Raw genomic sequence first — 22,463 nt, 5'->3', positions numbered from 1 at the left:
CAGGTCGCGGGACTGGTCCGTCGGCACCGGGGGCGCTGAGGCAGCGCTTACTCGCTGCCTCAGCTCCCCCGACGAATCTCCGACCGGTCAGCCGGCGCCCGCCGGAGTCGGCTGACGAAGCGGTTTCACCAGGTCACCCCTAGCCCTTGCTGGACCCCAGCGTCAGCCCCGCGATGAAGTGCCGCTGGAGCAGCAGGAAGACCACGAGGGTCGGGAGCGCGACGATCACGGAGCCGGCGGCGAGCAGGTTGTAGTCGGTGAAGAACTGGCCGCGCAGGTTGTTCAGCGCCGAGGTGACCGGAAGTTTGTCGCCGTCGGAGATGAAGACCAGCGCCCAGAGGAAGTCGTTGTACATCCAGGTGAACTGGAGCGTCCCCAGGGCGGCGAGTGCGGGACGGCACAGGGGCAGGGTGATCCGCCAGTACTGGGTCCAGACGCCGGCCCCGTCCACGACGGCCGCCTCGAGGATCTCCTGCGGGAGGGTTCGCATGAAGTTGGCGAGGACGAAGACGCAGAAGCCGAGCTGAAATCCGATCTGCACCAGGATGACGGCCCAGTAGGAGTCGAACATCGTCATCGAGTCGGACATCCAGTAGGGCAGCGGGATGCGGTTGAAGACGACGTACAGCGGTGTGACGATCACCTGTTGCGGGAGCAGGTTCCCCGCGGTGAAGAGCATCAGCAGGACGAGCCCGCCGCGCATCCTCAGCCGGGCGAGCGCGAACGCCACGAACGAGGCGAGGAACAGCGTGATGATCACCCCGGGCACGGCGATGATCATGGTGTTGACGAAGTACTTCGTCATGCCGGAGTCGGTGAACGCCTGCCGGTAGTAGTCCAGTGAGAGATGGCGGGGCAGCGAGAAGTAGCCGTGCTCCGAGGTCTCGTCGTAGGGCCTGAGCGAGGCGTACACGGCGAGCAGCAAGGGGGCGAGGAAGGCGAGCGAGACCGTCATCAGGAAGGCGTGTACGCCCAGCCGGCCGGGGCGGATCCGGCGCCGGGACGTGTCGGGGACCGGCTGCGCCGGGCGGGCGGTTGGTGCGTGCGTGGTCATCGGTGCTTCTCCCCTCGGATCTCCTGGACCAGATACGTCACGACGAATCCCAGGGAGACGACCAGCAGGACGACGGCGATGGCGGAGCCGAAACCGATCCGGCTGGCCTCGCCGATGATGTTGTCGGTGACGAGCACCGAGAGCAGCTCCAGGCCGTTGCGGCCGTGGTTGACCGCGTAGACGATGTCGAAGGCGCGCAGCGACTCGATGACGGTGATGACACCGACGATGACGTTCACCGGGCGCAGGGTCGGGAAGACGATGCGGAAGAAGGTCTGGGTCTCGCTCGCCCCGTCGATCGCGGCGGCCTCCTTGAGGGAGGTGTCCACGGCCTTGAGTCCGGCGAGGTAGAGGATCATCACGTAACCGGTGTGGCGCCAGGCGGCCGCGAGCAGGACCATCCAGATGTTGAGGTCGGGATCGCCCAGCCAGTCGGTCGGTGAGGCGGTGTCGCCGACGATCGCGTTGAGTGCTCCCTGGTCGCGGGAGAAGACCAGCTGTGCGATGAAACCGACCACGGCGAGGGAGAGCACGACCGGCATGTACAGCGTCGACTGGTAGAAGCGGCTGAAGCGCACGCCCTTGTCGATGAGTACGGCGAGGAGCAGCCCGAACGGCGTGGCGACCAGGCCGAGGAAGGCGAGCCAGAGCAGGTTGTGGCGGGCGGCGGGCCAGAACTGCGGGTAGTTCGTGAACAGGTTCGTGTAGTTGCGGGTTCCGACCCACTCGATGTCGCCGATGCCGTCCCAGCTGGTGAAGGAGAGGACGACGGAGGCGAGGGTCGGCCCCCACACGATGGCGATGTCGAGCAGGACGGGTATGCCGAGCAGGGCGCCGAGCACGACGAGGTCGCGACGGGTGAACCGTCGAGAGCCCCGTCGTCCGGTGCGCCGCCCCGAGATGAACGACACGGTCGGTACTCCCGGTTCAGTCCGAGGCGAAGATGGTCTTCTTCTGCCGTTCGATGTCGTTGACCAGGCCGTCCACGTCGTTCGGACTGCTGATGAACTTCTGGATCGCCTGGATCATGACCGTGGACGCGAAGTCCGGACGGGTGTCACGGTCCAGGAACTGGGAGATCTGCTTCGCCCCCGACACCATGTCGACGGCCTTCTTCTGGATGGCGGAGTACTGGGAGGTGTCCGCCCGGTCGTTGACCGCGATGTTGTTCGGATCGCTCTTGAGGTAGATGTCCTCGGCCTTGCCGGTGGCGAGCCACTTCAGCAGGTCCTTGGCGCTCTCCAGGCTCTTGTCGTTCTTGAGGCTCTTCGACTTCTTCGCCAGCAGGAACCCGTCGATCGGTGCCTCGACGGCGTCCTGGCCGTGCTCCGGGTTGATGACCGGGAAGGGGAAGAAGTCGAGGTCGTCCTGTTCCGCCTTGGGGAACTGGGCGCCGGGGTGCGGCAGCCCGAAGACCGCCATGCCCGCGTCCCGCTTCTGGAGGCTGGTGGCCGCCTCCTGCCAGGTGCGGCCGTTGGCGCCCTGCTGGCAGTACGGGAGCAGGCGCCGCCAGGTGTCGAAGACCTCCCTGACGCGCTTGTCCGTCCAGGCTTCCTCGCCGGCCATCAGACTCTTGTGGAATTCGTATCCGTTGGTCCGCATGTTGATGTAGTCGAACGTGCCCATCGCGGGCCAGCCGTCCTTGTCGCAGAACGCGATGGGGTCGAGCTTGTCCTTCTTCATCTGCTTGGCCAGGGCCACGTACTCGTCCAGCGTCCGGGGCGCCTGGTAACCCCGTTCGGTGAAGAGGCTCTTCCGGTGGAAGACGGCCCACGGATAGTAGTAGTACGGCGTGAGGTACTGCTTGCCGTCCTCGCCGGTGGACTGGGCCTTCAGAGCGTCCGAGAACCCCTCATAGCCCTCCCAGTTGTCGCTGATGTCGTACAGCAGCCCCTTCTTGGCGAAGAACTGCATGCGGTATCCGGCGAACCACATGAAGACGTCGTCGGGCTTTCCCTGCAGATAGCGGTTGATGTTCTCCTGAAAGGTGTTGTGATCAACGGTGTTGACCTTCACCTTCCGGCCGTCCGACTGGCCGGCATAGGCCTTGAAGGCATCGGCGAAGGCCTTCTTCGGAATGGGATCGGAGGCATTCGAGCCCAGGGTGATGGTCTTGCCGTCACCGCTGGGCCCACCTCCGCACGCGGTGAGCAGTGCGGGAAGCGTGACCGCGCCGGCACCGACTGCCGCGCCACGCAGCAGAGTTCGCCGGGACATCCGATGTCCCGTGACACTGCCGGGCAGATCTGACCTGTCGTACGAGTGCGCCATGACCCCCTCCTCCGGAAGGCAACCCAACACAACCGAACGTGCGCTTGGATCTCACCCCCAACGAGCAGCTCCGTCAAGGGTTTTGACGAGATACCGAACAACCGGCACCGCCCCTCTTCCAACAGACTTCAACACGCTCTAACGTAATCGCTCGTCTTGGCGTGCACATGCCGCCACTCGATTCGGCACGAGTACGGAGGAACGTAACGATGCGTCATCTTCCAAGCCGTACAACCCGCACAAGCCGCCACAGAGTCATCGGAGCGCTGACCGCGGGCCTCCTGTGCGCGGCGGGAGTCGCCGTTCCCGCCGCCGCACAGTCCCCTGAGCCCGCCCGGGCGCAGACGGCCGACGCGCGGGCCGGCAACGGCCTCGCGCTCACTCCGCCCATGGGGTTCAACAATTGGAACTCGACCCATTGCCGGGCCGAGTTCAATGAGGAGATGGTCAAAGGCATCGCCGACATCTTCGTCGAGAAGGGACTCAGGGAGGCGGGCTACGAGTTCGTCAACCTGGACGACTGCTGGGCGAAGCCGCAGCGCAATGCGGACGGCAAGCTGGAAGCGGATCCTGTCCGATTCCCGAACGGCATCGCGGCCGTTGCGGACTACGTCCACTCGAAGGGTCTCAAGCTCGGCATCTACACCAGCGCGGGCACCAAGACCTGCGACAGCGTCGGCCTTCCCGGCGCGCTGGGGCACGAGTACAGCGACGCGCAGCAGTTCGCGGACTGGGGTGTCGACTACCTCAAGTACGACAACTGCAACAACCAGGGTGTGGACGCGAAAGAGCGCTATACGACGATGCGTGACGCGCTGGCCGCCACCGGTCGCCCGATCGTCTACAGCATCTGCGAATGGGGTCAGAACAAGCCCTGGGAATGGGCCGCCGAACTCGGCAACCTCTGGCGCACCACGGGCGACATCAACGACAGCTGGAGCAGCATGCTGTCGATCATGAAGCAGAACCTGCCGCTCGCCTCCGCCGCAGGGCCCGGCCGCTGGAACGACCCCGACATGCTGGAGGTCGGCAACGGCGGGATGACGGACACGGAGTACCGCACCCACTTCTCGATGTGGTCGGTGATGGCCGCGCCGCTGCTCATCGGTTCCGACCTGCGCACGGCGACGCCCGAGACGTACCGGATCCTCTCCAACCAGGAGGTCATCGCCGTCGATCAGGACCCGCTGGGCAAGCAGGGCGTCGTGCTCTCCTCCGAAGGCGGCCGCTGGGTCGTCGCCAAGGAGATGCAGGACGGCAGCCGGGCGGTGGCGCTGTTCAACGAGACCGGGAGCGCGCAGCGGATCTCGACGACGGCCGCGGCGGCGGGGCTTCCGCGGGCCGACGCGTACACCGTGCGCGATCTGTGGGCGCACACCACGCGCAACACCGCGGGCGGCATCTCCGCGACGGTCCCGGCCCATGGCACGGTGATGCTGCGCGTGACCGCCGACCGCCACTGGACGGCGTATCCGCCCGCGGTGGAACTGGCGCTGGACGGAAGCCCGCTGGTGGAGGCGGGTCGCACGGCCCAGCTGACGACGACGGTCACCGATCTGGGCCGGACTCCCGCCGTGCAGGCGTCGGCGGCGCTCACCGGGCCGTCCGGCTGGCGGATCGCGGCCGACTCCGCGACCACCGCGCCGGCCCTGCCGACGGGAAGGGCGCTGACCACCCGCTGGCGGGTGACCGCTCCACCGGGCACGGCCACCGGAACCTACGATCTGACGCTCACCGCGCAGTACCGCTCGCCCACCGGGCAGCGGGTACGGTCCGCCGTACCGTTCCAGGCCCATGTGGTGATGGCGCCACCGGCCGGCGGCGGCTACCTGAGCGATCTGCCGCAGCTCACCGCGTCCAACGGCTACGGACCGGTGGAGAAGGACACCAGCAACGGCGAGAGCGCGGCGGGTGACGGGCATCCGCTGACCATCGGCGGCGAGGTGTACGCCAAGGGGCTGGGGGTGCACGCGGCCAGTGCCGTCGAGTACTACGCCGGCGGCGCCTGCGCCACGGTGACGGCACGCGTCGGGGTCGACGACGAGAAGGGCGCCAAGGGAAGCGTGGCCTTCGAGATCTGGGCGGACGGCACGAAGGCGGCATCGACCGGGGTCCTGACCAACGCCATGCCGGCGCAGCCCGTCTCGGCGGACGTGAGCGGTGCCCAGGTCGTCCGGCTCGTGGTCACCGACGGGGGCGACGGCGTCGACTCCGACCACGGGGACTGGGCGGACCTCCGCATCACCTGCTGAGACCGTCCGGGGAGCTGAGGAAATCCGAGGGACCGGGTGGCGGCGTCCCGCGCCGCCACCCGGAGGCCGCACTCGGGCGGTCTGTCGTCACCCTCCCGCCGTCGCCGGAAGGGCGGCCACGCGGCGTCAGGCGCGCGCGGCGTGCCGGCCCCAGGCCCCTGTACTGGACGTATCGGGGCCCGGGGCCTGTACGGCACGTACCGGGGCGCGGGGCCTACGGGACGCACCGGGGCCCGGGACCGGAGCGGCGAGCGTGCGTGCGTGCGTACATGGCTCGCGCGGCGGACGGCAGTGTGTCGACAGGCCCTATACGGATACCGCTCCGCCCGCAGCCACGCGCGCGGCGATGGCCGCTGCCGCCGCACCCACCAGCCCCGCGTCGTTCCCCATGACGGCCGGCACCACGGTCAGCTTCTGGACGAACGACAGCGTCGCGTACCGTCGCAGGGCGCTGCGCAGCGGGGCGAACAGCACCTCGCCGGCACCGGCCACGCCGCCGCCGATCACCGCGATGTCGATCTCGACCAGGGTGGCCGTCGCGGCGATGCCCGCGGCCAGCGCCTGTGCGGCCCGCTCGAACGAGGCCACCGCGACCGGGTCCCCCGCCCTGGCCGCAGCCGCGACCGCTGCCGCGGTCGCGTCACCGTCGGGGCCGGGCCGCCAGCCGCCCTCCCGTGCGCGGCGGGCGATGTTGGGGCCGCTCGCGATGCGCTCGACACAGCCGCGCGACCCGCACGGGCACGGGTCGCCGTCGAGGTCGACGCTGATGTGCCCGATGTGGCCCGCGTTGCCGCTCGGGCCGGGGTGGAGGGCGCCGCCGAGGACGAGTCCGCCGCCGACGCCGGTCGACACGACCATGCACAGCGCGTTGTCGTGGCCACGGGCCGCGCCCAGCCAGTGCTCGGCCGCGGCGATCGCGACGCCGTCGCAGACCAGTTCGACGGGGAGACCACCGGTCGCCGCCCCCACTCGCTCCACCAGCGGGAAGTCCCGCCACCCGGGTACGTTCACCGGACTGACCGTGCCCGCGGCGGCGTCCACCGGGCCGGCGCTGCCGATACCCAGGACGGTGACCCGGCCCCACAGGGGCGACGCGGACAGCTCGGCCAGCACCTCGGCCACCGCCGCCATCACCGTCTCGCCGTCCTCGCGGGCGGGCGTCGGACGCTGTACCCGGACGCGGAGCGTGCCGTCACCGTCCACCAACGCCCCGGCGATCTTGGTGCCGCCGATGTCCAGCGCGGCGACGAGGTCGGTATGCATCGGTGTGGGCTCCGTGGGTGTGGTGGTGGGACCTGCGACTTCAGTGAAGAGTCTGCCCAGTCTCCATTCCTCTGACAACGTTGTCCAGGGCCTATGCTCGACGCCACAGCCTCCGGCCTCCTCCGCGGCACCCGCCGCGGCGTTTCCGGACAGCCCGTACCCGACGACAGGACAGCGCATCGTGGCCGAGACCACCCGTCACCCCGAGCCCCGCTACGGCAACCGGCCGACCATGAAGGACGTGGCGGCCCGTGCCGGAGTGGGCCTCAAGACGGTCTCGCGCGTGGTCAACAGCGAGCCGGGGGTCACGCCCGACACCGAGCGCCGGGTCCAGGAGGCCATCGACTCGCTGGGCTTTCGCCGCAATGACAGCGCGCGGGTGCTGCGCAAGGGCCGCACCGCGTCGATCGGCCTGGTCCTGGAGGACCTGGCGGACCCGTTCTACGGCCCGCTGAGCCGCGCCGTGGAAGAGGTGGCCCGGGCGCACGGCGCCCTGCTCATCAACGGCTCGAGCGCCGAGGACCCGGAGCGTGAGGAGGAGCTCGTGCTCGCGCTGTGCGCGCGACGGGTCGACGGACTCATCGTGATTCCGGCCGGGGACGACCACCGCTATCTGGAGCCGGAGATCAGGGCGGGCATAGCGACGGTCTTCGTGGACCGTCCGGCGGGCCGGATCGAGGCCGACATGGTGCTCTCGGACAGTTTCGGGGGCGCCCGTGAGGGTGTCGCCCACCTGATCGCGCACGGCCACCGCCGGATCGGGTTCATCGGTGACCAGCCGAGAATCCACACGGCCACCGAGCGTCTGCGCGGCTACCACACCGCCATGACGGATGCCGGGATAACGGTCGGGGAGTCCTGGGTCTCGCTCGGCTCCACGGAGCCCGAGCGGGTCCGGCTCGCCGTCGAGGCCATGCTCTCCGGCCCCGAACCCGTCACCGCGCTCTTCGCGGGCAACAACCGCGTGACGGTGACAGCGGTACGCGTACTGGCCGGCCGGGAACGGCCTGTCGCCCTGGTCGGGTTCGACGACATCGAGCTCGCGGACCTGCTCGGCATCACCGTCATCTCCCAGGACGCGGCGGCCGTCGGGCGCACCGCGGCCGAGCACCTCTTCCGGAGACTCGACGGCGCCGACCACAGCCCGGCACGCGTCGAGCTCCCGACAAAGCTGATCCCGCGCGGTTCGGGCGAGCTGCGCCCGGCCTGAGAGGCTGCCGCGCGGACCACGGACTACGGCGTGGTCACCGTCAGTCCGCCACGCCGCGGGGAGGCGAAGGCGTCCAGGTCCGCACGGGTCAGCCCGGTCAGCCGGGCCACCTCCCCGGTGTCCAGGGCGCCGCAGTCGATGCCCCGCAACAGGTACCCGCTGAGCGCCTTGGCGGTGGCGGGTTCGTCCATCACGTCGCCGCCCGCCTTCGCGACGTAGGCCGCGAGCCGGGCCGCGGCCTGCTCCAGGCCCTCGCGGTAGAAGGTGTAGACGGCCGCGTAACGGGTCGGGAGGTGCCCCGGGTGCATGTCCCAGCCCTGGTAGTAGGCGCGGGCCAGGGCGCGCCGGGTGAGGCCGTAGTGGAGCCGCCAGGCCTCGTGGACCTGAGGGGTGGGGCCCACGGGCAGGACGTTGGTGGAGCCGTCGGAAACTCGCACTCCGGTGCCCGCGGCGGCCACCTGCATCACGGCCTTCGCGTGGTCGGCCGCGGGATGGTCGCTCGCCTGGTAGGCCGCGCTGACCCCGACGCAGGCGCTGTAGTCGAACGTGCCGTAGTGCAGGCCTGTCGCCCGGCCCCGCGCGGCATCGATCATGCGGGCGACGGCGGCGGTGCCGTCGGCGGCGAGGATCGACTGGCTGGTCTCGATCTGGATCTCGAAGCCGAGCCGTCCGGAGGGCAGGGCGTGCGCCTTCTCGAAGGCTTCGAGAAGCTGGACGAAGGCGGTGACCTGTTCGGGATACGTCACCTTCGGCAGGGTGAGCACCAGCCCTTCGGGAAGGCCGCCCGCCTCCATCAGGCCCGTGAGGAAGACATCCGTGGTGCGGATGCCCCGGTCGCGTACACCGGCTTCCATGCACTTCATCCGGATGCCCATGTACGGCGCCGCCGTGTCCTTCGCGTACGCCTCGGAGATCAGCCGGGCCGCGCGGGCCGCGGCCTCGTCCTCCTCGGCGTCGGACCGGGGGCCGTAGCCGTCCTCGAAGTCGATGCGGAGGTCTTCGACGGGCTCGCGGGTCAGCTTGGCGCGTACGCGGTCGTGGACCGGTCCCGCGAGCTCCTCAGGGATGCCGAGGACCGCGGCGAACGAGGCGGCGTCGGGGGCGTGCTCGTCGAGCGCCTCCAGCGCCCGGTCGCCCCAGGAGCGGATGGTGTCCGCGGTGAAGGTGTCCCCGGGTACGTAGACCGTGTGGACGGGCTGGCGCGTTCCGGGATCGCCCGGGTAGCGGCGGGCGAGTTCGGCGTCCACCGCCGTGAGGGAGGCGCTGATCCCGTCGCTGACCGCACCGGCGAGGCTCGTCGCCACCTTCTCCTGCTGACCCATTTCCGCACCCTCCACGCTCTGGCTGTTTCCGCTTCCCGGAATCAACAATCCGTATAGTGAAGTTATAAGGCTGCCGTACCTGCGTCAATGGTGATCGGAAACGACCCGGGGCCGCGCGGTGGGTTTCACCGTGCGGCCCCGGGCCGTGGTCCGTGTGTGCCCGTCGAGAATCAGCCCTTGCGGGCGGTGATCTCGTCGGTGAGCTGCGGGACGACGTTGAAGAGGTCGCCGACGACGCCGTAGTCGACGAGGTCGAAGATCGGGGCCTCGGCGTCCTTGTTGACCGCGACGATGGTCTTGGAGGTCTGCATGCCGGCCCGGTGCTGGATCGCGCCGGAGATGCCCGAGGCGATGTACAGCTGGGGGGAGACGGACTTGCCGGTCTGGCCGACCTGGTTGGTGTGGGGGTACCAGCCCGCGTCGACCGCGGCGCGCGAGGCGCCGACGGCGGCACCCAGCGAGTCGGCGAGGGCCTCGATGATGTGGAAGTTCTCCGCACCGTTGACGCCGCGGCCGCCGGAGACGACGATCGCGGCCTCGGTCAGCTCGGGGCGGCCCGTCGACTCGCGCGGGGTACGGGAGACGACCTTGGTGCCGGTGGCCTGCGCCGAGAAGGACACTGCGAGGGCCTCGACGACGCCGGCGGCCGGGGCCGGCTCGACCGGGGCCGAGTTCGGCTTGACCGTGACGACCGGGATGCCCTTGGAGACGCGGGACTTGGTGGTGTACGAGGCGGCGAACGCCGACTGCGTGGCCACCGGACCCTGCTCGCCGGCCTCCAGGTCGACGGCGTCGGTGATGATGCCGGAGCCGATCCGGACCGCGAGACGGGCCGCGATCTCCTTGGCCTCCGCGGAGGAGGGCAGCAGCACGGCGGCGGGCGACACGGCGTCGCAGGCGGCCTGCAGCGCGTCCACCTTCGGAACGACGAGGTAGTCGGCGAACTCCGGGGCCTCGGCGGTCAGCACCTTCACCGCACCGTGCTGGGCGAGCGTGGCAGCGGTGTCAGCGGCGCCGTTGCCCAGGGCGACGGCGACGGGCTCGCCGATGCGGCGGGCGAGCGTCAGCAGCTCCAGCGTGGGCTTGCGGACGGCACCGTCCACGTGGTCGACATAGACGAGAACTTCAGCCATGGGACTTCAATCTCCTGCGTGTACGAGGGAGTGCGGGGGCGGTGGGGCGACTGCCGGGGCTCAGATGAACTTCTGGCCGGCCAGGAACTCGGCCAGAGCCTTGCCGCCCTCGCCCTCGTCCTTGACGATCGTGCCCGCGGTACGGGCCGGACGCGCGGCCGCGGAATCCACCGCGGTCCAGGCACCGGCCAGACCGACCTCGTCCGCGTCGATCCCCAGGTCGTCCAGGTCCAGCGACTCGACCGGCTTCTTCTTCGCCGCCATGATCCCCTTGAACGACGGGTAACGGGCCTCGCCCGACTGGTCGGTCACCGACACGACCGCCGGCAGCGATGCCTCCAGCTGCTCGGACGCCGTGTCACCGTCCCGGCGGCCCCGCACGACACCGCCCTCGACCGACACCTCGGACAGCAGCGTCACCTGCGGCACACCCAGCCGCTCGGCCACCAGCGCCGGAACCACACCCATTGTGCCGTCCGTCGACGCCATGCCCGAGATCACCAGGTCGTAACCCGTCTTCTCCAGCGCCTTCGCCAGCACCAACGACGTCCCCATCGCGTCCGTGCCGTGCAGATCGTCGTCCTCGACGTGAACAGCCTTGTCCGCACCCATCGACAACGCCTTGCGCAACGCGTCCTTGGCATCCTCCGGACCCACCGTCAGCACGGTGACCTCCGCATCGTCCGCCGCGTCCGCGATCTGCAACGCCTGCTCGACCGCGTACTCATCCAGCTCCGACAGCAGACCGTCGACATCCTCACGATCCAGGTCCGTGCCGTGCAGATCGTCGTCCTCGACGTGAACAGCCTTGTCCGCACCCATCGACAACGCCTTGCGCAACGCGTCCTTGGCATCCTCCGGACCCACCGTCAGCACGGTGACCTCCGCATCGTCCGCCGCGTCCGCGATCTGCAACGCCTGCTCGACCGCGTACTCATCCAGCTCCGACAGCAGACCGTCGACATCCTCACGATCCAGCGTCAGGTCATCGGCGAAATGCCGGTCACCGGTCGCGTCGGGCACGTACTTCACACAGACAACGATCCTCAAGCTCACGCCGGCTCTCCTACTGCATCGTCATTTCCGGGCTGCCTTGTTGCACGCAGCATAGGCGCCTGATGGGGCGATTTCCGGTCGGGGCGACCGGCGCTCCGACCGTAATATTACTCGTCAGTACACCCATTGGGCGCCCATTAAGCAAGCGCTTGGCACTGTGATCTGGCCTACGCCCGGCTGTCCGGCGCCACCGGATGATCTCAGTCTCGCAGAGCCGTGAACCGGCCCTGGTGATAGACGAGCGGCCTGCCGCCCCCCGCCGGATCCCCGACGACCGCCTCGGCGATCACGATCCTGTGGTCCCCCGCCGGGATCCGCGCCACGACCCGGCAGACGAGCCAGGCAACCACGCCGTCCAGCACCGGGACGCCTTCGGGTCCGCTGCGCCAATCGGTGGACGGGCCGAACCGGTCGGCGCCGCTGCGTGCGAAGGTGGCGGCCAGCTCCCGCTGATGCTCGCCGAGTATGTGCACGCCGATGTGGTCGGCTTCCGCGACGACCGGCCAGCTGGAGGACGAGATGCCGACGCCGAAGGAGATGAGCGGCGGTTCCGCGGCGACGGAGTTGAGCGAGGTGGCGGTGAAGCCGACCGGCCGTTCACCGGCCGCGGTGATCACGGCGACGCCGGCGGCGTGCTGCCGGAACACGGAGCGCAGGAGGTCGGGGGATGCCGTCCGGTGGGTGGTCGTCTCGGGTGATGCCGTCATGGAGGTGTCCTTCTGCGCGTCGGGGGTGCGGGGCCGTGGATGCTCAGGCATCCGGACAGCGCGCACTCGCGTTGCGGGCGAGGTCGACATGGACCCGGCCGTAGAGAAGGAGTTCCGGCGGCATAACGTCAGACTGACGATGCGCGGCGGGCGGAGTCAAGGCCGTCCCACCAGGTGGGAGAAGCATCACGGTCCGTCACATCGCCTGGCCCAGCGCGGCGACGACGTCGACGGTGCGCGGCTGCCCGACGGCTCGTCGGACCACCAGCCCGGAGGCGTCGAGGACCAGCACGGTCGGGGTCCGGCTGATCCCCAGCGCGCGTACGAGAGTGAGATGCGCCTCGGCGTCGATCTCCACATGCGCGACGCCCTCGACCATGCCCGCCACCTCCGCGAGGGTCCGGCGGGTGGCCCGGCAGGGCTGACAGAACGCGCTGGAGAACTGGACGAGCGTGGCCCTCTTCCCCAATTCCACGCCGAGTTGGGCGGCATCGAGCCGCTCCTCACGCGTCCGCACATCCACCTTCGGCCTCCTGTCAGAGCTCTACGCAAAGGGTCAGCACCCACGGCCGCCGGGACATTCCCCGACGTTCCACGTGACGAGAATCTCGCGCCCCGCACCCGACGGGACTGGCCACCACGACGCGCATGGGGCACGATCGGCCCAATGCCGAAAACCTACGGCTGCGTAACTTCCGCCGGGAGAACCCTCCCCAGGCGCTGAAGAAGGGTCTTCTCCAGATGGCAGAACTCGTCTATCGGCCGGTCATCGGCGCCGCTCGTACGTTTTTCAAGGCGCTCGACCTGAAGATCGACACTCAGGGTTCGGAGCACATCCCGAAGACCGGTGGCGCGGTTCTGGTGAGCAACCACATCAGCTATCTGGACTTCATCTTCACCGGGCTCGCGGCGCTGCCGCAGAAGCGGCTGGTGCGGTTCATGGCCAAGGAATCGGTGTTCCGGCACAAGGTCTCCGGCCCCCTGATGCGCGGCATGAAGCACATTCCCGTCGACCGCAAGCAGGGCGAGGACGCGTATGCGCACGCGCTGGCCTCACTGCGTTCCGGCGAGATCGTCGGAGTGTTCCCCGAGGCGACGATCTCGGAGTCCTTCACGCTGAAGAGCTTCAAGTCGGGCGCTGCGCGGCTGGCCCAGGAGGCCGGTGTGCCGCTGATTCCGATGGCGCTGTGGGGCACCCAGCGCCTGTGGACCAAGGGGCGCCCACGCAACTTCAGGCGCAGCCACATCCCGGTGACGATCCGCGTCGGTGAGCCGCTGGAGGCCCCGACCGACCAGTACGCGGGTGCGATCACCCGACGGCTGCGGGAGCGCGTGCAGGAGCTGCTCGAAGCCGCCCAGCGCGCCTACCCGGTGCGTCCGAAGGACGCCAGCGACACCTGGTGGGTGCCCTCGCACCTCGGGGGTACGGCTCCGACGGCCGCAGAGGTCCGCGAGCGCAGCTGACGCACCCGCCGGTACCCGGCGGCGGAAACGTCACTCCGGAGCACGGGCCGGCGGTCCGCGCTCTGACCGCCGGCCTCACCGGTACATCCGGTGGGACCGGCGGTCAGAGCGCCGTCGGCAGCGCACGCCAGAGTGCCGCACGGTCGGCGGACGTGCGCAGCCCCCACAGCACGGCCGGATGCGGCGCCGCATAGAGCGTCGGGTAGTCGATTTCGCCGAGCTCCGGCCGGACGGGCCAGGCCAGCTGCTCCTCGTGCAGCGAGAACCGCGCGTCCACGCCGGGCTTGTTGCCGCGCGGGTCCTGCCGGTGCCAGCGGCTGTGGCCCGGGAGCCGGAGCGCGATCAGCCCGTGCACCACCCCGGGCTCCCCGTCGTCGTCGGCGAGCCCCTGGTAGCAGAGCGCGGCCGGGATGCCCTCCGCGCGCAGCAGGGCGGCCAGGGCGTGTGCTTTCGCGTGGCAGATGCCGTTGCGGGTGGCGAGGACGTCCGAGGCGCGCCAGCTGACGCGCGTGTCGCCCGAGTCGACGGAGTGCGGGACGGTGTCGCGTACCAGGCAGTACGCCGCCTCTGCGTATGAGTACGCGTCCGTGGTCGCGGAACGCAGCCGGGTGGCCGTGTCGCGGACCAGCGGGTGTTCATGGTCGATCGCGTCGTCGGCGGCCAGGTAGGCGGAGAGGTCGGGAACCTGCTGGATGAGCTCCATGGCCGCCGAGCGTAGGGAAGCGGCCGAACGGAGTCAATAGATTTCCGATCGGCCGCATATCCATACATGACTCCTGGGTCCTACTGTGCGGCCATCTCTTCCTTGAGGGCGAGGACGAACGCGTCGACATCGTCCTCCGTGGTGTCGAAGGCGCACATCCAGCGCACATCGCCCGCCTTCTCGTCCCAGAAGTAGAACCGGAAGCGCTTCTGCAGCCGCTCGCTCACCTCGTGCGGCAGTCGCGCGAAGACGGCGTTGGCCTGGACGGGGTAGAGGATCTCCACACCGTCCACCGCCCGCACGCCCTCGGCGAGCCGCTGGGCCATGCTGTTGGCGTGCCGGGCGTTGCGCAGCCACAGGTCACCGGCGAGCAGCGCCTCCAGCTGGACGGAGACGAAGCGCATCTTGGAGGCGAGCTGCATCGAGAGCTTGCGCAGATGCTTCATCGCCCGGACGGCGTCGGGGTTCAGCACCACGACGGCCTCACCGAAGATGGCCCCGTTCTTCGTCCCGCCGAAGGAGAGCACGTCGACGCCGACGGTGTTGGTGAACGTACGCATCGGTACGTCCAGGGAGGCCGCGGCGTTGGCTATGCGGGCGCCGTCGAGGTGGACCTTCATGCCGTGCCCGTGGGCGTGCTCGCAGATCGCCCGGATCTCGTCGGGTGTGTAGACCGTGCCCAGCTCGGTGTTCTGGGTGATCGAGACGACCTGCGGCATGGCACGGTGCTCGTCGTCCCAGCCGTACGCCTGCCGGTCGATGAGCTCCGGGGTGAGCTTGCCGTCCTCGGTGGGGACGGTGAGCAGCTTGAGGCCGCCGACCCGCTCCGGCGCGCCGCCCTCGTCCACGTTGATGTGGGCGGACTCGGCGCAGATCACCGCGCCCCAGCGATCGGTCATGGCCTGGAGCGAGACCACGTTGGCGCCGGTTCCGTTGAAAACCGGAAAGGCCTCGGCGGTGGGGCCGAAGTGGCTGTGCATCACGCGCTGGAGGTGACCGGTGTAGTCGTCCTCGCCGTAGGCGATCTGATGGCCGCCGTTGGCGAGGGCGAGGGCCGCGAGGATCTCCGGGTGGGTCCCCGCGTAGTTGTCACTGGCGAATCCGCGTACCTGCGGGTCGTGATGACGACGCGCGTCGGTCCTTACGGTTGCGGGGTCAGCCACAGGCGCTTTCCGTTCACTTCCGGGGCGGGCCGGTCCCAGACGCCGGCGATGGCATCGGCCAGCTCCTTGACGTCGGTGAAGCCCGCGAACTTCGCATTCGGGCGCTCGGCGCGCATCGCGTCGTGCACCAGTGCCTTCACGACCAGGATCGCAGCAGCGGTCTTCGGGCCCTCGTCGCCCCCCGCCTTGCGGAAGGAGTCGGCGAGCGCGAGCGTCCACGCCTCCGCCGCCGCCTTCGAGGCCGCGTAGGCGGCGTTGCCCGCGGTGGGGTTGCTCGCGCCGGCCGCGCTGATCAGGAGGTAACGGCCGCGGTCGCTGCGCTGGAGACCTTCCTGGAAGGCCAGGGAGGTGCTCTGGACGGTGCGGATCAGCAGCTTCTCCAGCAGCGTCCAGTCGGCGAGGTCGGTGTCCGCGAACGTCTTGCCGCCGCGCCAGCCGCCCACGAGGTGGACCAGCCCGTCGATCCTGCCGAATTCCTTCTCGGTCTTGTCGGCCCAGTCGCGGGCGGCTCCGAGATCGAGGAGGTCCACGGTGTCGCCGGTGACGGTGGCACCGCCGTGGGCGTAGCGCGCCGCGTCCACCGCCTCGGCGAGCCGGGCCGCGTTCGCGTCCGACGCGACGACGACCGCACCTGCCTCTGCGAGCCGGAGCAGGGTCGCCCGGCCGGCCGGACCGGCCGCCCCGGCGACCGCAACAACAGCGCCTTCGAGCGCACCGCTCCCGCTGCCCTTGCCGATTCCGTTCATGGCCACCGCCTCCTCACGACGTGCGCTCACGCGGCCGCCTGCCCGGCGCCCGCGGCGGTGATCCCCTTGGTGGAGGCGATCACGTTCTTCAGTTTCTTGGAGAGCGCCTCATAGAACATGCTCAGGGGAAACTCGTCCGGAAGCACGTCGTCGACGAGCTTGCGGGGCGGCTGGGAGAGGTCCAGCGCGTCGGGGCCCTTGGCCCAGCGGGATCCTGGGTGCGGCGCGAGATACGTCGCGACCAGGTCGTACGCGGCGAACCAGTGGACGAGCTTGGGGCGGTCGATGCCGTCCCGGTACAGCTTCTCGATCTCGGCGCAGAGCTGGTTGGTGACCTGCGGGGCCCGCTCCCAGTCGATCTTCAGGGTGTTGTCCGTCCAGCGCACGACATCGTGCTTGTGGAGGTACGCGAAGAGCAGCTGACCGCCGAGACCGTCGTAGTTGCGCACGCGCTCGCCGGTGACCGGGAAGCGGAACATCCGGTCGAACAGTACGGCGTACTGCACGTCGCGGCCGTGGGCGTTGCCCTCGGACTCCAGCTTCACGGCCTCCTTGAAGGCGGTGAGGTCGCAGCGCAGCTCCTCGAGCCCGTACATCCAGAACGGCTGGCGCTGCTTGATCATGAACGGGTCGAACGGCAGGTCACCGTGGCTGTGGGTGCGGTCGTGGACCATGTCCCAGAGGACAAAGGCCTGCTCGCAGCGCTGCTGGTCGCCGACCATCTCGCGGATGTCCTCGGGCAGCTCCACACCCAGGAGCTCGACGGCGGCCTCGGTGACGCGGCGGAAGCGGGCGGCCTCGCGGTCACAGAAGATGCCGCCCCAGCTGAAGCGCTCGGGGGCCTCGCGCACGGCGATGGTCTCCGGGAAGAGCACGGCGGAGTTGGTGTCGTACCCGGAGGTGAAGTCCTCGAAGGTGATGCCGCAGAACAGCGGGTTGTCGTAGCGGGTCGCCTCCAGGTCGGCGAGCCACTCGGGCCAGACCATCCGGAGCACGACCGCTTCGAGGTTGCGGTCCGGGTTGCCGTTCTGCGTGTACATCGCGAAGACGGCGAGGTGCTGAAGCCCGTCGAGGCGGTCCTTGGCGGGCTGGAACGCCAGCAGCGAGTCGAGGAAGTCGGGCACGCCGAATCCGTCGGCGGCCCACCGACGCAGGTCCATGACAAGGGCGCGGTGGTACGCGGCGTCGTGCGGGAGCAGCGGTGAGAGCTGCTCGACCGCGGTGACCACCCGGTCCACGACCGCCTCGGCGGCTGCCGGCGCGGGCGCGCCGTCGGCCCCGAAGTCGATGGAGCCGTCCTTCGACTGCCAGGGGCGGATCTCCTCCACAGCATTCTTGAGCGCGGGCCAGGCCGGGTGCTCGACCACCCGCTGGGCGGAAGCTATGTCGCCGGCGGCGACGTCGTGCACAAGAATTTCCGTCATAACACTTCCTCCACGGGAGAACCTCGCGTCAAGCAACCGTATCTGTGTGCGGTTCCCCGAGACAAGTGGGGCCATGAAAATTATCCTGCCGACCCCCCATGGTCACCGCGATTTTTCCTGTGAGTCAGCGCTTCGGCGCACTCTTCGGTGGAAGGAAAGGCTTCACGGCAGGTCGGCGAGCAAGGACGGCCCAGCCCACCCGCCCCGTCTCCCTTCGCACGCCTGCCCGGCAAGCCCGCGAAGGACACGCCCACGCATGAGTGACGCTGCTCGCGGCAAGCTGTCCATTGCCGGTAGGACGGACAGCATCCGCCCCTCGTCCGCACTCGGAGAACCCGCGCGTGAGCATCCGTGCCGTCCTGGTCGCCGCCCTCATCACCGGATTCCTGCTCGGCGCCGCCGACGTACAGGGACACGGAGCCACTCCGCCGCACACGGCTCCCCCGCACTCCGGGGAACACCGGACAGCCGGATTCGCGGGTCATGCCGTAGCCCCGGGTGGGTAGGCACACGGGGAGAAGCCGTCGACGGAAGCGAGAGTCCCTTGTCTTTTCTCACCATCGGCCACCGCGGGGTGATGGGTGTCGAGCCGGAGAACACGCTGCGGTCGTTCATCCACGCCGAACAGACCGGGATGGACCTCATCGAGCTGGACCTTCATCTGAGCAAGGACGGCGCCCTCGCTGTCATGCATGACGCCGAGGTGGACCGGACGACCGACGGCAAGGGCCCGATCGCCGACAAGACCCTGTCGGAGCTGCGCGAACTCGACGCCGGGCAGGGAGAGCGGGTGCCGGTCTTCGAGGAGGTCCTGGACGCCGTGCGCTCCCCGCTGCAGGCGGAGATCAAGGACGTGGCCGCCGCCCGCACACTGGCGGAGGTGATGCGGCGGCGCGATCTCGTGGACCGGGTCGAGGTGATCTCGTTCCACGACGAGGCGATCGCCGAGATCGCCCAGCTGGTGCCGGGGGTACGCACGGCCCTCGTGGCCAGCCGCTGGGGCAACGACGTGGTGGACCGCGCGAAGGCGGTGGGCGCCACCCGGCTGGTGCTCAACGTCCGGCGCATCACGCTGGAACTGGTCGAGCGGGCCCATGCCGAGGGGCTGACCGTGGTGGGCTGGGTGGTCAACACCCAGGATCATCTGCGGCTGGCCCGCGGGCTCGGTCTCGACGGCGCGACCACCGACTTCCCGGAGATCCGCCGCGCGGGCCGCTTCACCGCGTAGCCCTCACGGCCACCCTCAGGCCAGGACCTTGACCAGCAGCTCGAAGGCGAGGTCGTCGCGCTGCGGAATGCCGAAGCGCTCATCGCCGTACGGGAAGGGGCTCAGCCGGCCCGTACGGCGATAGCCGCGGCGCTCGTACCAGGCGATCAGGTCGTCGCGCACCGAGATCACGGTCATGTGCATCTCGCGTGCCCCCCAGCTCTCCCGTACGGTGCGCTCGGCCTCGGTGATGATCAGCTTGCCCAGTCCCCCGCCCTGGAGCGAGGGCCGGACCGCGAACATTCCGAAGTAGGCGGCCTCACCCCGGTGTTCGAGCTGGCAGCAGGCAACCGGCTCGCCGTCGCGTTCCACGACGAGCAGCCGGCTGCCGGGAGCGTGCACCACGTCGCGCACGCCCTGCGGGTCGGTGCGCTGCCCCTCCAGGATGTCCGCCTCCGTGGTCCACCCCGCCCGGCTGGCATCGCCGCGGTACGCGGACTGGATCAGCTCCACGAGCGCGGGCACATCGGCCTCGGTCGCGTCGCGGAAGGTCAGTTCACCGGGGTTGCGGTGCGGGGCGGTGTCCATGGGGGAGGCTTCTCCGTTTCGCTGCTGTGGCTGTGCCGCAGCAGCGTAACTCCCGGTTCCGGATCCAGGTTCCGGGCCGTGGCGGTACGCACAGGAGGGTCAGCGCCCGGAGCCCGGCGACGGCGACCCATGCGCCGAGCGGCCGGGAACCCGGCGGGCGGGCGCCGTTCCCTCGCGATTCACCCCCGTCGCGCGCTCCCCCTTTGCCCCAGTGCGCCGCGTACGGGCGTCGGGCCACGGGCATCGTCTGGACGACGGCGATGTCGTTCGCCCAGGGGGAGGTTCCGCTGTGCACGGACCTGCGATGTCCGGCTGGCTGCTGATGGCGCTGTGCGCGGCGACCGGCGCGTACTGCCTGTTGCGGGCCCGCGCCAGGACCGGCGAGGAGCGCAGGGCGGCACGCGCGGAGGCACTGATGGGCTTCGGCATGGCCGCGATGGCGGTACCGGCGGCCGTCGTCGCGCCGCCCGCGTGGGGATGGCTGCTGTACGCCGTGCTGTTCGGCGTCGCCGCGTTGCGCGCGCTCTGGTTCTCCCGCCGCAGCGGCCACCATCTGCACCACCTGGTCGGCTCGTCGGCAATGGTCTACATGTCCGTCGTGATGGCGGGGCCCGGCGCGGCGGCCCACGGTTCCCACGCCTCCCATGCCATGGCCGCCGCCGGGGGTGTCCCGCTGCTGACCGGACTGCTCCTCGTCTACTACGCCGCCTACGTCCTGCGCTCCGGGGCCCGGCTGATACCGGTGACGGCGGCGCCGGCGGGGGGCGGGGCCGCGACCGGCGGACCACCGGCGGAAGGCTGGGGTGCGCGGCCGGAACTGGCGCTGGCGTGCCGGTTGACCATGGGAATAGCCATGTTCGCCATGCTGCTCACCCTGTGAGACAGGAGGTCCCGCAAACCGTGGCGTACGTCACTTGCCGAGCGCAGCCATACCCGTGCGTGCCGTACCGCTCATAGGCTGACGCCATGTTGGTCTCCCTCGTGCTGCTGCTGCTCGGTGCACTGGCCGCCGTCGTGACCCCGCGGCTGATGGCCCGGGCCGAGTGGCCCGAGCGTGAGCCCGTGGTCGCGTTGTGGGTGTGGCAGTGCGTGGTGGCCGGGGTGCTGCTGTCCTTCGCGCTGTCCATGACGTTCAGTGCCGCCGCGGCCTGGCAGGCGGTGCGCGGACATGTGTTCGCGCCTGCCCCGCACGCGGTCGTGGAGGCCTATGCGCTCGCGGCCTACGGGCCGTGGTCGGCGGTGATGGCCGTGCTGCTGGCCCTCGGCGGGGTGTGGACGGCCGCGATGCTGACCCGGGAGATCCGCCGCGTCCGCCTGGAGCGCAGGCGGCGGCGGGCCGAACTGCTGGAGCGTTCGCCGCTCCTGCCCGGCGAGGAGCCGGGCAGCGGCCGGCTGGTGGTCCTGGAAGGGGAACGCCCCGATGCCTGGTGGCTGCCGGGCACGGCGCCCCGGCTCGTCGTCACCACTGCCGCGCTGGGCCGCTTGAAAGGCCGTCAGCTCGATGCGGTGCTCGCTCACGAGCAGGGGCACGCGAACGCCCGCCACGACTGGCTGCTGAACTGCTCGACGGCGCTGGCGTCCGGCTTCCCGCAGGTTCCGGTGTTCGCGGCCTTCCGCGGCGAAATGCACCGGCTCGTCGAACTGGCCGCGGACGACACCGCCTCCCGGCGGTTCGGCCGGCTGACGATCGCCCTGGCACTGGTCGAACTCAACGAGGACCGCGGGGTGTTCGGGCCCTGCCCGACGCCGGACGCGCAGATGCCGCTGCGGGTGAACCGGCTTCTGTCGCCCGCGGGCCGGCTCACGGCGGGCCGGCGGCTGCGGCTCACCGCAGCGGCCACGCTCCTGCCGGTGATTCCGCTTCTGGTCGCGTTCGTCCCGGCGCTCAGCGCACTGGGATAGGCGGACCGGACTCCTGCCGCGGCCCGTCCAGACCCGACCGCTCCGAGCGCCCGCCGCACGGTCCGGCCGGGACCGCTAGCGGCACCTTCCACACAGTCCCGCCGCGACCACCCCCGGCACCTTCCACACGGTCCCGCCGCGACCACCCCCGGCACCTTCCACACGGTCCCGCCGCGACCGCTCGCGGCGCGCGCCGCACAGTCCCGCCGCGCCGGGATGGCCCTGTGCCCTGCCCGTCGGCGAGGATCCCCTCATGCGCTCCTCGCTCCTCTCCCCCGCCCCCCGCACCCGCACTCACTCGCCGGCACCGTGGGCGGGAGCCGTCTGCGGGGCTCTCGCGCTGGTGCTGCTGATCCTGGTCGCCGTGCGGTGGTCCCCGCTGACGCGCCTGGACCGTGTCATCGCCGAAGCCCTGCACCGGCGGGCGGTGACCGAACCCGGCCTCGTCCACCTGAACCGGATCCTGACGGACTGGCTGTGGGACCCGTGGACGATGCGTGCGCTGATCGCCGTCGCCGTGGTCGTCCTGTGGCAGCGCGGCGCCCGGGTGCTCGCCGTCTGGGTGGCGGTGACGACCCTGGTCTCCAGCCTGCTCCAGCAGGGCATGAAGGCCGCCGTCGGCCGTGAGCGCCCCCGGTGGCCCGATCCGGTGGACTCCGCCCACTACGCGTCGTTCCCCTCCGGACACGCGATGACGGCCATGGTGACCTGCGGTCTGCTGCTGTGGCTGCTGCACCGGTCCGGCTGCCGCCCCTGGATCCGGCGCGCGGCCCTGGCCGCCGCGGGGGTCTCGGTGCTCGGCGTCGGCCTCACCCGGCTCTACCTGGGCGTGCACTGGCCGTCCGACGTACTGGGCGGCTGGCTGCTCGGCGCCGCGCTGACCGCCTTCGCGGCAGCCGGGTACGACCGCTACGCCGCCCACCACCGCACAGAGAGGGATTGAACAGGCGTTCCACCCCCCTCCGCCCCCGAACAGGCATGCTTGCCCCGCCCGCACC

At 70.2% G+C, this 22,463-nt stretch carries 22 protein-coding genes; 8 read left to right on the top strand and 14 right to left on the bottom strand.

The window, feature by feature from the left end; translation table 11 throughout:
• Window positions 1-139: 139 nt before the first annotated feature.
• From EAO72_RS01975 to EAO72_RS01965, 3 genes are read right to left on the bottom strand one after another with little or no spacing between them, the layout of a single operon-like run.
• Window positions 140-1,054: a carbohydrate ABC transporter permease gene (locus tag EAO72_RS01975; protein ID WP_148015422.1), complete on the bottom strand. Its 915-nt coding sequence runs from the start codon at window positions 1,052-1,054 to the stop codon at window positions 140-142.
• The gene (locus EAO72_RS01970) at window positions 1,051-1,965 is read right to left on the bottom strand and encodes a carbohydrate ABC transporter permease (RefSeq protein ID WP_148015421.1); all 915 of its coding nucleotides are present in this window, start codon (window positions 1,963-1,965) and stop codon (window positions 1,051-1,053) included. The genes EAO72_RS01975 and EAO72_RS01970 overlap by 4 nt, the downstream gene beginning before the upstream one ends.
• 16 nt (window positions 1,966-1,981) lie before the next feature.
• Window positions 1,982-3,271, bottom strand: coding sequence for an ABC transporter substrate-binding protein (locus EAO72_RS01965; RefSeq protein WP_148015420.1), 1,290 nt, complete (start codon window positions 3,269-3,271; stop codon window positions 1,982-1,984).
• Between the two features lie 263 nt (window positions 3,272-3,534).
• Between EAO72_RS01965 and EAO72_RS01960 the strand changes: the two genes are divergently transcribed.
• Entirely contained in the window at window positions 3,535-5,577 is a 2,043-nt protein-coding gene (locus tag EAO72_RS01960) for an NPCBM/NEW2 domain-containing protein (protein WP_148015419.1), read from the top strand.
• A 306-nt stretch (window positions 5,578-5,883) separates the two neighbouring features.
• Here EAO72_RS01960 and EAO72_RS01955 read toward each other — a convergent pair whose 3' ends face one another.
• On the bottom strand, window positions 5,884-6,840 hold the full coding sequence (locus EAO72_RS01955) for an ROK family protein (protein WP_148015418.1): 957 nt from the start codon (window positions 6,838-6,840) through the stop codon (window positions 5,884-5,886).
• Window positions 6,841-7,021: 181 nt separating this feature from the next.
• On the opposite strand from EAO72_RS01955, the gene EAO72_RS01950 reads away from it, so the two are divergent.
• On the top strand, window positions 7,022-8,050 hold the full coding sequence (locus EAO72_RS01950) for a LacI family DNA-binding transcriptional regulator (protein WP_148015417.1): 1,029 nt from the start codon (window positions 7,022-7,024) through the stop codon (window positions 8,048-8,050).
• 23 nt (window positions 8,051-8,073) lie between these two features.
• Here EAO72_RS01950 and EAO72_RS01945 read toward each other — a convergent pair whose 3' ends face one another.
• From EAO72_RS01945 to EAO72_RS01925, 5 genes are all read right to left on the bottom strand, one after another.
• A complete protein-coding gene (locus EAO72_RS01945; protein WP_148015416.1) occupies window positions 8,074-9,372 on the bottom strand; it encodes a DUF6986 family protein in 1,299 nt (432 codons plus the stop codon).
• Between the two features lie 170 nt (window positions 9,373-9,542).
• Window positions 9,543-10,505 (bottom strand): electron transfer flavoprotein subunit alpha/FixB family protein, encoded by a 963-nt coding sequence (locus EAO72_RS01940; RefSeq protein WP_148015415.1) that lies wholly within the window; start codon window positions 10,503-10,505, stop codon window positions 9,543-9,545.
• A 60-nt stretch (window positions 10,506-10,565) separates the two neighbouring features.
• Window positions 10,566-11,483 carry an electron transfer flavoprotein subunit beta/FixA family protein gene (locus tag EAO72_RS01935; RefSeq protein ID WP_410089959.1) on the bottom strand — a complete coding sequence of 306 codons (918 nt, stop codon included), beginning with the start codon at window positions 11,481-11,483 and terminating at the stop codon, window positions 10,566-10,568.
• Window positions 11,484-11,761: 278 nt separating this feature from the next.
• On the bottom strand, window positions 11,762-12,268 hold the full coding sequence (locus EAO72_RS01930; RefSeq protein ID WP_148015414.1) for a flavin reductase family protein: 507 nt from the start codon (window positions 12,266-12,268) through the stop codon (window positions 11,762-11,764).
• Window positions 12,269-12,464: 196 nt separating this feature from the next.
• Entirely contained in the window at window positions 12,465-12,791 is a 327-nt protein-coding gene (locus EAO72_RS01925) for a TlpA family protein disulfide reductase (RefSeq protein ID WP_148015413.1), read from the bottom strand.
• Between the two features lie 218 nt (window positions 12,792-13,009).
• Here EAO72_RS01925 and EAO72_RS01920 point away from each other — a divergent pair, with 218 nt between their 5' ends.
• Entirely contained in the window at window positions 13,010-13,732 is a 723-nt protein-coding gene (locus tag EAO72_RS01920) for a lysophospholipid acyltransferase family protein (protein ID WP_148015412.1), read from the top strand.
• Window positions 13,733-13,835: 103 nt separating this feature from the next.
• Here EAO72_RS01920 and EAO72_RS01915 read toward each other — a convergent pair whose 3' ends face one another.
• The 4 genes from EAO72_RS01915 to EAO72_RS01900 form a co-directional block, all read right to left on the bottom strand.
• Window positions 13,836-14,435: a transglutaminase domain-containing protein gene (locus EAO72_RS01915; RefSeq protein ID WP_148015411.1), complete on the bottom strand. Its 600-nt coding sequence runs from the start codon at window positions 14,433-14,435 to the stop codon at window positions 13,836-13,838.
• 80 nt (window positions 14,436-14,515) lie between these two features.
• The gene (locus tag EAO72_RS01910; protein ID WP_148015410.1) at window positions 14,516-15,598 is read right to left on the bottom strand and encodes a threonine aldolase family protein; all 1,083 of its coding nucleotides are present in this window, start codon (window positions 15,596-15,598) and stop codon (window positions 14,516-14,518) included.
• Complete coding sequence (locus EAO72_RS01905) at window positions 15,577-16,344, bottom strand: SDR family NAD(P)-dependent oxidoreductase (protein ID WP_148015537.1); 768 nt, start codon at window positions 16,342-16,344, stop codon at window positions 15,577-15,579. The genes EAO72_RS01910 and EAO72_RS01905 overlap by 22 nt, the downstream gene beginning before the upstream one ends.
• Before the next feature lie 26 nt (window positions 16,345-16,370).
• The gene (locus tag EAO72_RS01900; RefSeq protein ID WP_148015409.1) at window positions 16,371-17,768 is read right to left on the bottom strand and encodes a DUF6421 family protein; all 1,398 of its coding nucleotides are present in this window, start codon (window positions 17,766-17,768) and stop codon (window positions 16,371-16,373) included.
• A 341-nt stretch (window positions 17,769-18,109) separates the two neighbouring features.
• Between EAO72_RS01900 and EAO72_RS41750 the strand changes: the two genes are divergently transcribed.
• Both EAO72_RS41750 and EAO72_RS01895 read left to right on the top strand, forming a co-directional pair.
• The gene (locus tag EAO72_RS41750; RefSeq protein ID WP_187284890.1) at window positions 18,110-18,274 is read left to right on the top strand and encodes a hypothetical protein; all 165 of its coding nucleotides are present in this window, start codon (window positions 18,110-18,112) and stop codon (window positions 18,272-18,274) included.
• A 38-nt stretch (window positions 18,275-18,312) separates the two neighbouring features.
• A complete protein-coding gene (locus EAO72_RS01895; protein WP_148015408.1) occupies window positions 18,313-18,996 on the top strand; it encodes a glycerophosphodiester phosphodiesterase in 684 nt (227 codons plus the stop codon).
• A gap of 15 nt (window positions 18,997-19,011) precedes the next feature.
• Here the strand turns inward: EAO72_RS01895 and EAO72_RS01890 are convergent, their stop codons facing one another.
• Window positions 19,012-19,563 (bottom strand): GNAT family N-acetyltransferase, encoded by a 552-nt coding sequence (locus tag EAO72_RS01890; RefSeq protein ID WP_148015407.1) that lies wholly within the window; start codon window positions 19,561-19,563, stop codon window positions 19,012-19,014.
• Window positions 19,564-19,852: 289 nt separating this feature from the next.
• Here EAO72_RS01890 and EAO72_RS01885 point away from each other — a divergent pair, with 289 nt between their 5' ends.
• The 3 genes from EAO72_RS01885 (at window position 19,853) to EAO72_RS01875 (ending at window position 22,408) form a co-directional block, all read left to right on the top strand.
• On the top strand, window positions 19,853-20,443 hold the full coding sequence (locus tag EAO72_RS01885) for a DUF5134 domain-containing protein (protein WP_187284889.1): 591 nt from the start codon (window positions 19,853-19,855) through the stop codon (window positions 20,441-20,443).
• A gap of 86 nt (window positions 20,444-20,529) precedes the next feature.
• A complete protein-coding gene (locus EAO72_RS01880) occupies window positions 20,530-21,465 on the top strand; it encodes a M56 family metallopeptidase (RefSeq protein ID WP_148015406.1) in 936 nt (311 codons plus the stop codon).
• 253 nt (window positions 21,466-21,718) lie between these two features.
• On the top strand, window positions 21,719-22,408 hold the full coding sequence (locus tag EAO72_RS01875; RefSeq protein WP_148015405.1) for a phosphatase PAP2 family protein: 690 nt from the start codon (window positions 21,719-21,721) through the stop codon (window positions 22,406-22,408).
• Window positions 22,409-22,463 lie beyond the last annotated feature (55 nt).

Source organism: Streptomyces sp. OR43 (assembly GCF_008042275.1).
In the GTDB taxonomy this organism is placed as follows: Bacteria; Actinomycetota; Actinomycetes; order Streptomycetales; family Streptomycetaceae; genus Streptomyces.
Note: the sequence above shows the minus strand (reverse complement) of the source record. Positions and strands in the feature narration are given on the sequence as shown.

Coding starts and splice junctions, on each gene's coding strand:
- EAO72_RS01930 (WP_148015414.1), bottom strand. CDS start 12,268: ATGACGGCATCACCCGAGACGACCACCCACCGGACGGCATCCCCCGAC.
- EAO72_RS01965 (WP_148015420.1), bottom strand. CDS start 3,271: ATGTCCCGGCGAACTCTGCTGCGTGGCGCGGCAGTCGGTGCCGGCGCG.
- EAO72_RS01975 (WP_148015422.1), bottom strand. CDS start 1,054: ATGACCACGCACGCACCAACCGCCCGCCCGGCGCAGCCGGTCCCCGAC.
- EAO72_RS01900 (WP_148015409.1), bottom strand. CDS start 17,768: ATGACGGAAATTCTTGTGCACGACGTCGCCGCCGGCGACATAGCTTCC.
- EAO72_RS01920 (WP_148015412.1), top strand. CDS start 13,010: ATGGCAGAACTCGTCTATCGGCCGGTCATCGGCGCCGCTCGTACGTTT.
- EAO72_RS01875 (WP_148015405.1), top strand. CDS start 21,719: ATGCGCTCCTCGCTCCTCTCCCCCGCCCCCCGCACCCGCACTCACTCG.
- EAO72_RS01955 (WP_148015418.1), bottom strand. CDS start 6,840: ATGCATACCGACCTCGTCGCCGCGCTGGACATCGGCGGCACCAAGATC.
- EAO72_RS01945 (WP_148015416.1), bottom strand. CDS start 9,372: ATGGGTCAGCAGGAGAAGGTGGCGACGAGCCTCGCCGGTGCGGTCAGC.
- EAO72_RS01890 (WP_148015407.1), bottom strand. CDS start 19,563: ATGGACACCGCCCCGCACCGCAACCCCGGTGAACTGACCTTCCGCGAC.
- EAO72_RS01880 (WP_148015406.1), top strand. CDS start 20,530: ATGTTGGTCTCCCTCGTGCTGCTGCTGCTCGGTGCACTGGCCGCCGTC.
- EAO72_RS01940 (WP_148015415.1), bottom strand. CDS start 10,505: ATGGCTGAAGTTCTCGTCTATGTCGACCACGTGGACGGTGCCGTCCGC.
- EAO72_RS01915 (WP_148015411.1), bottom strand. CDS start 14,435: ATGGAGCTCATCCAGCAGGTTCCCGACCTCTCCGCCTACCTGGCCGCC.
- EAO72_RS01960 (WP_148015419.1), top strand. CDS start 3,535: ATGCGTCATCTTCCAAGCCGTACAACCCGCACAAGCCGCCACAGAGTC.
- EAO72_RS01905 (WP_148015537.1), bottom strand. CDS start 16,344: ATGAACGGAATCGGCAAGGGCAGCGGGAGCGGTGCGCTCGAAGGCGCT.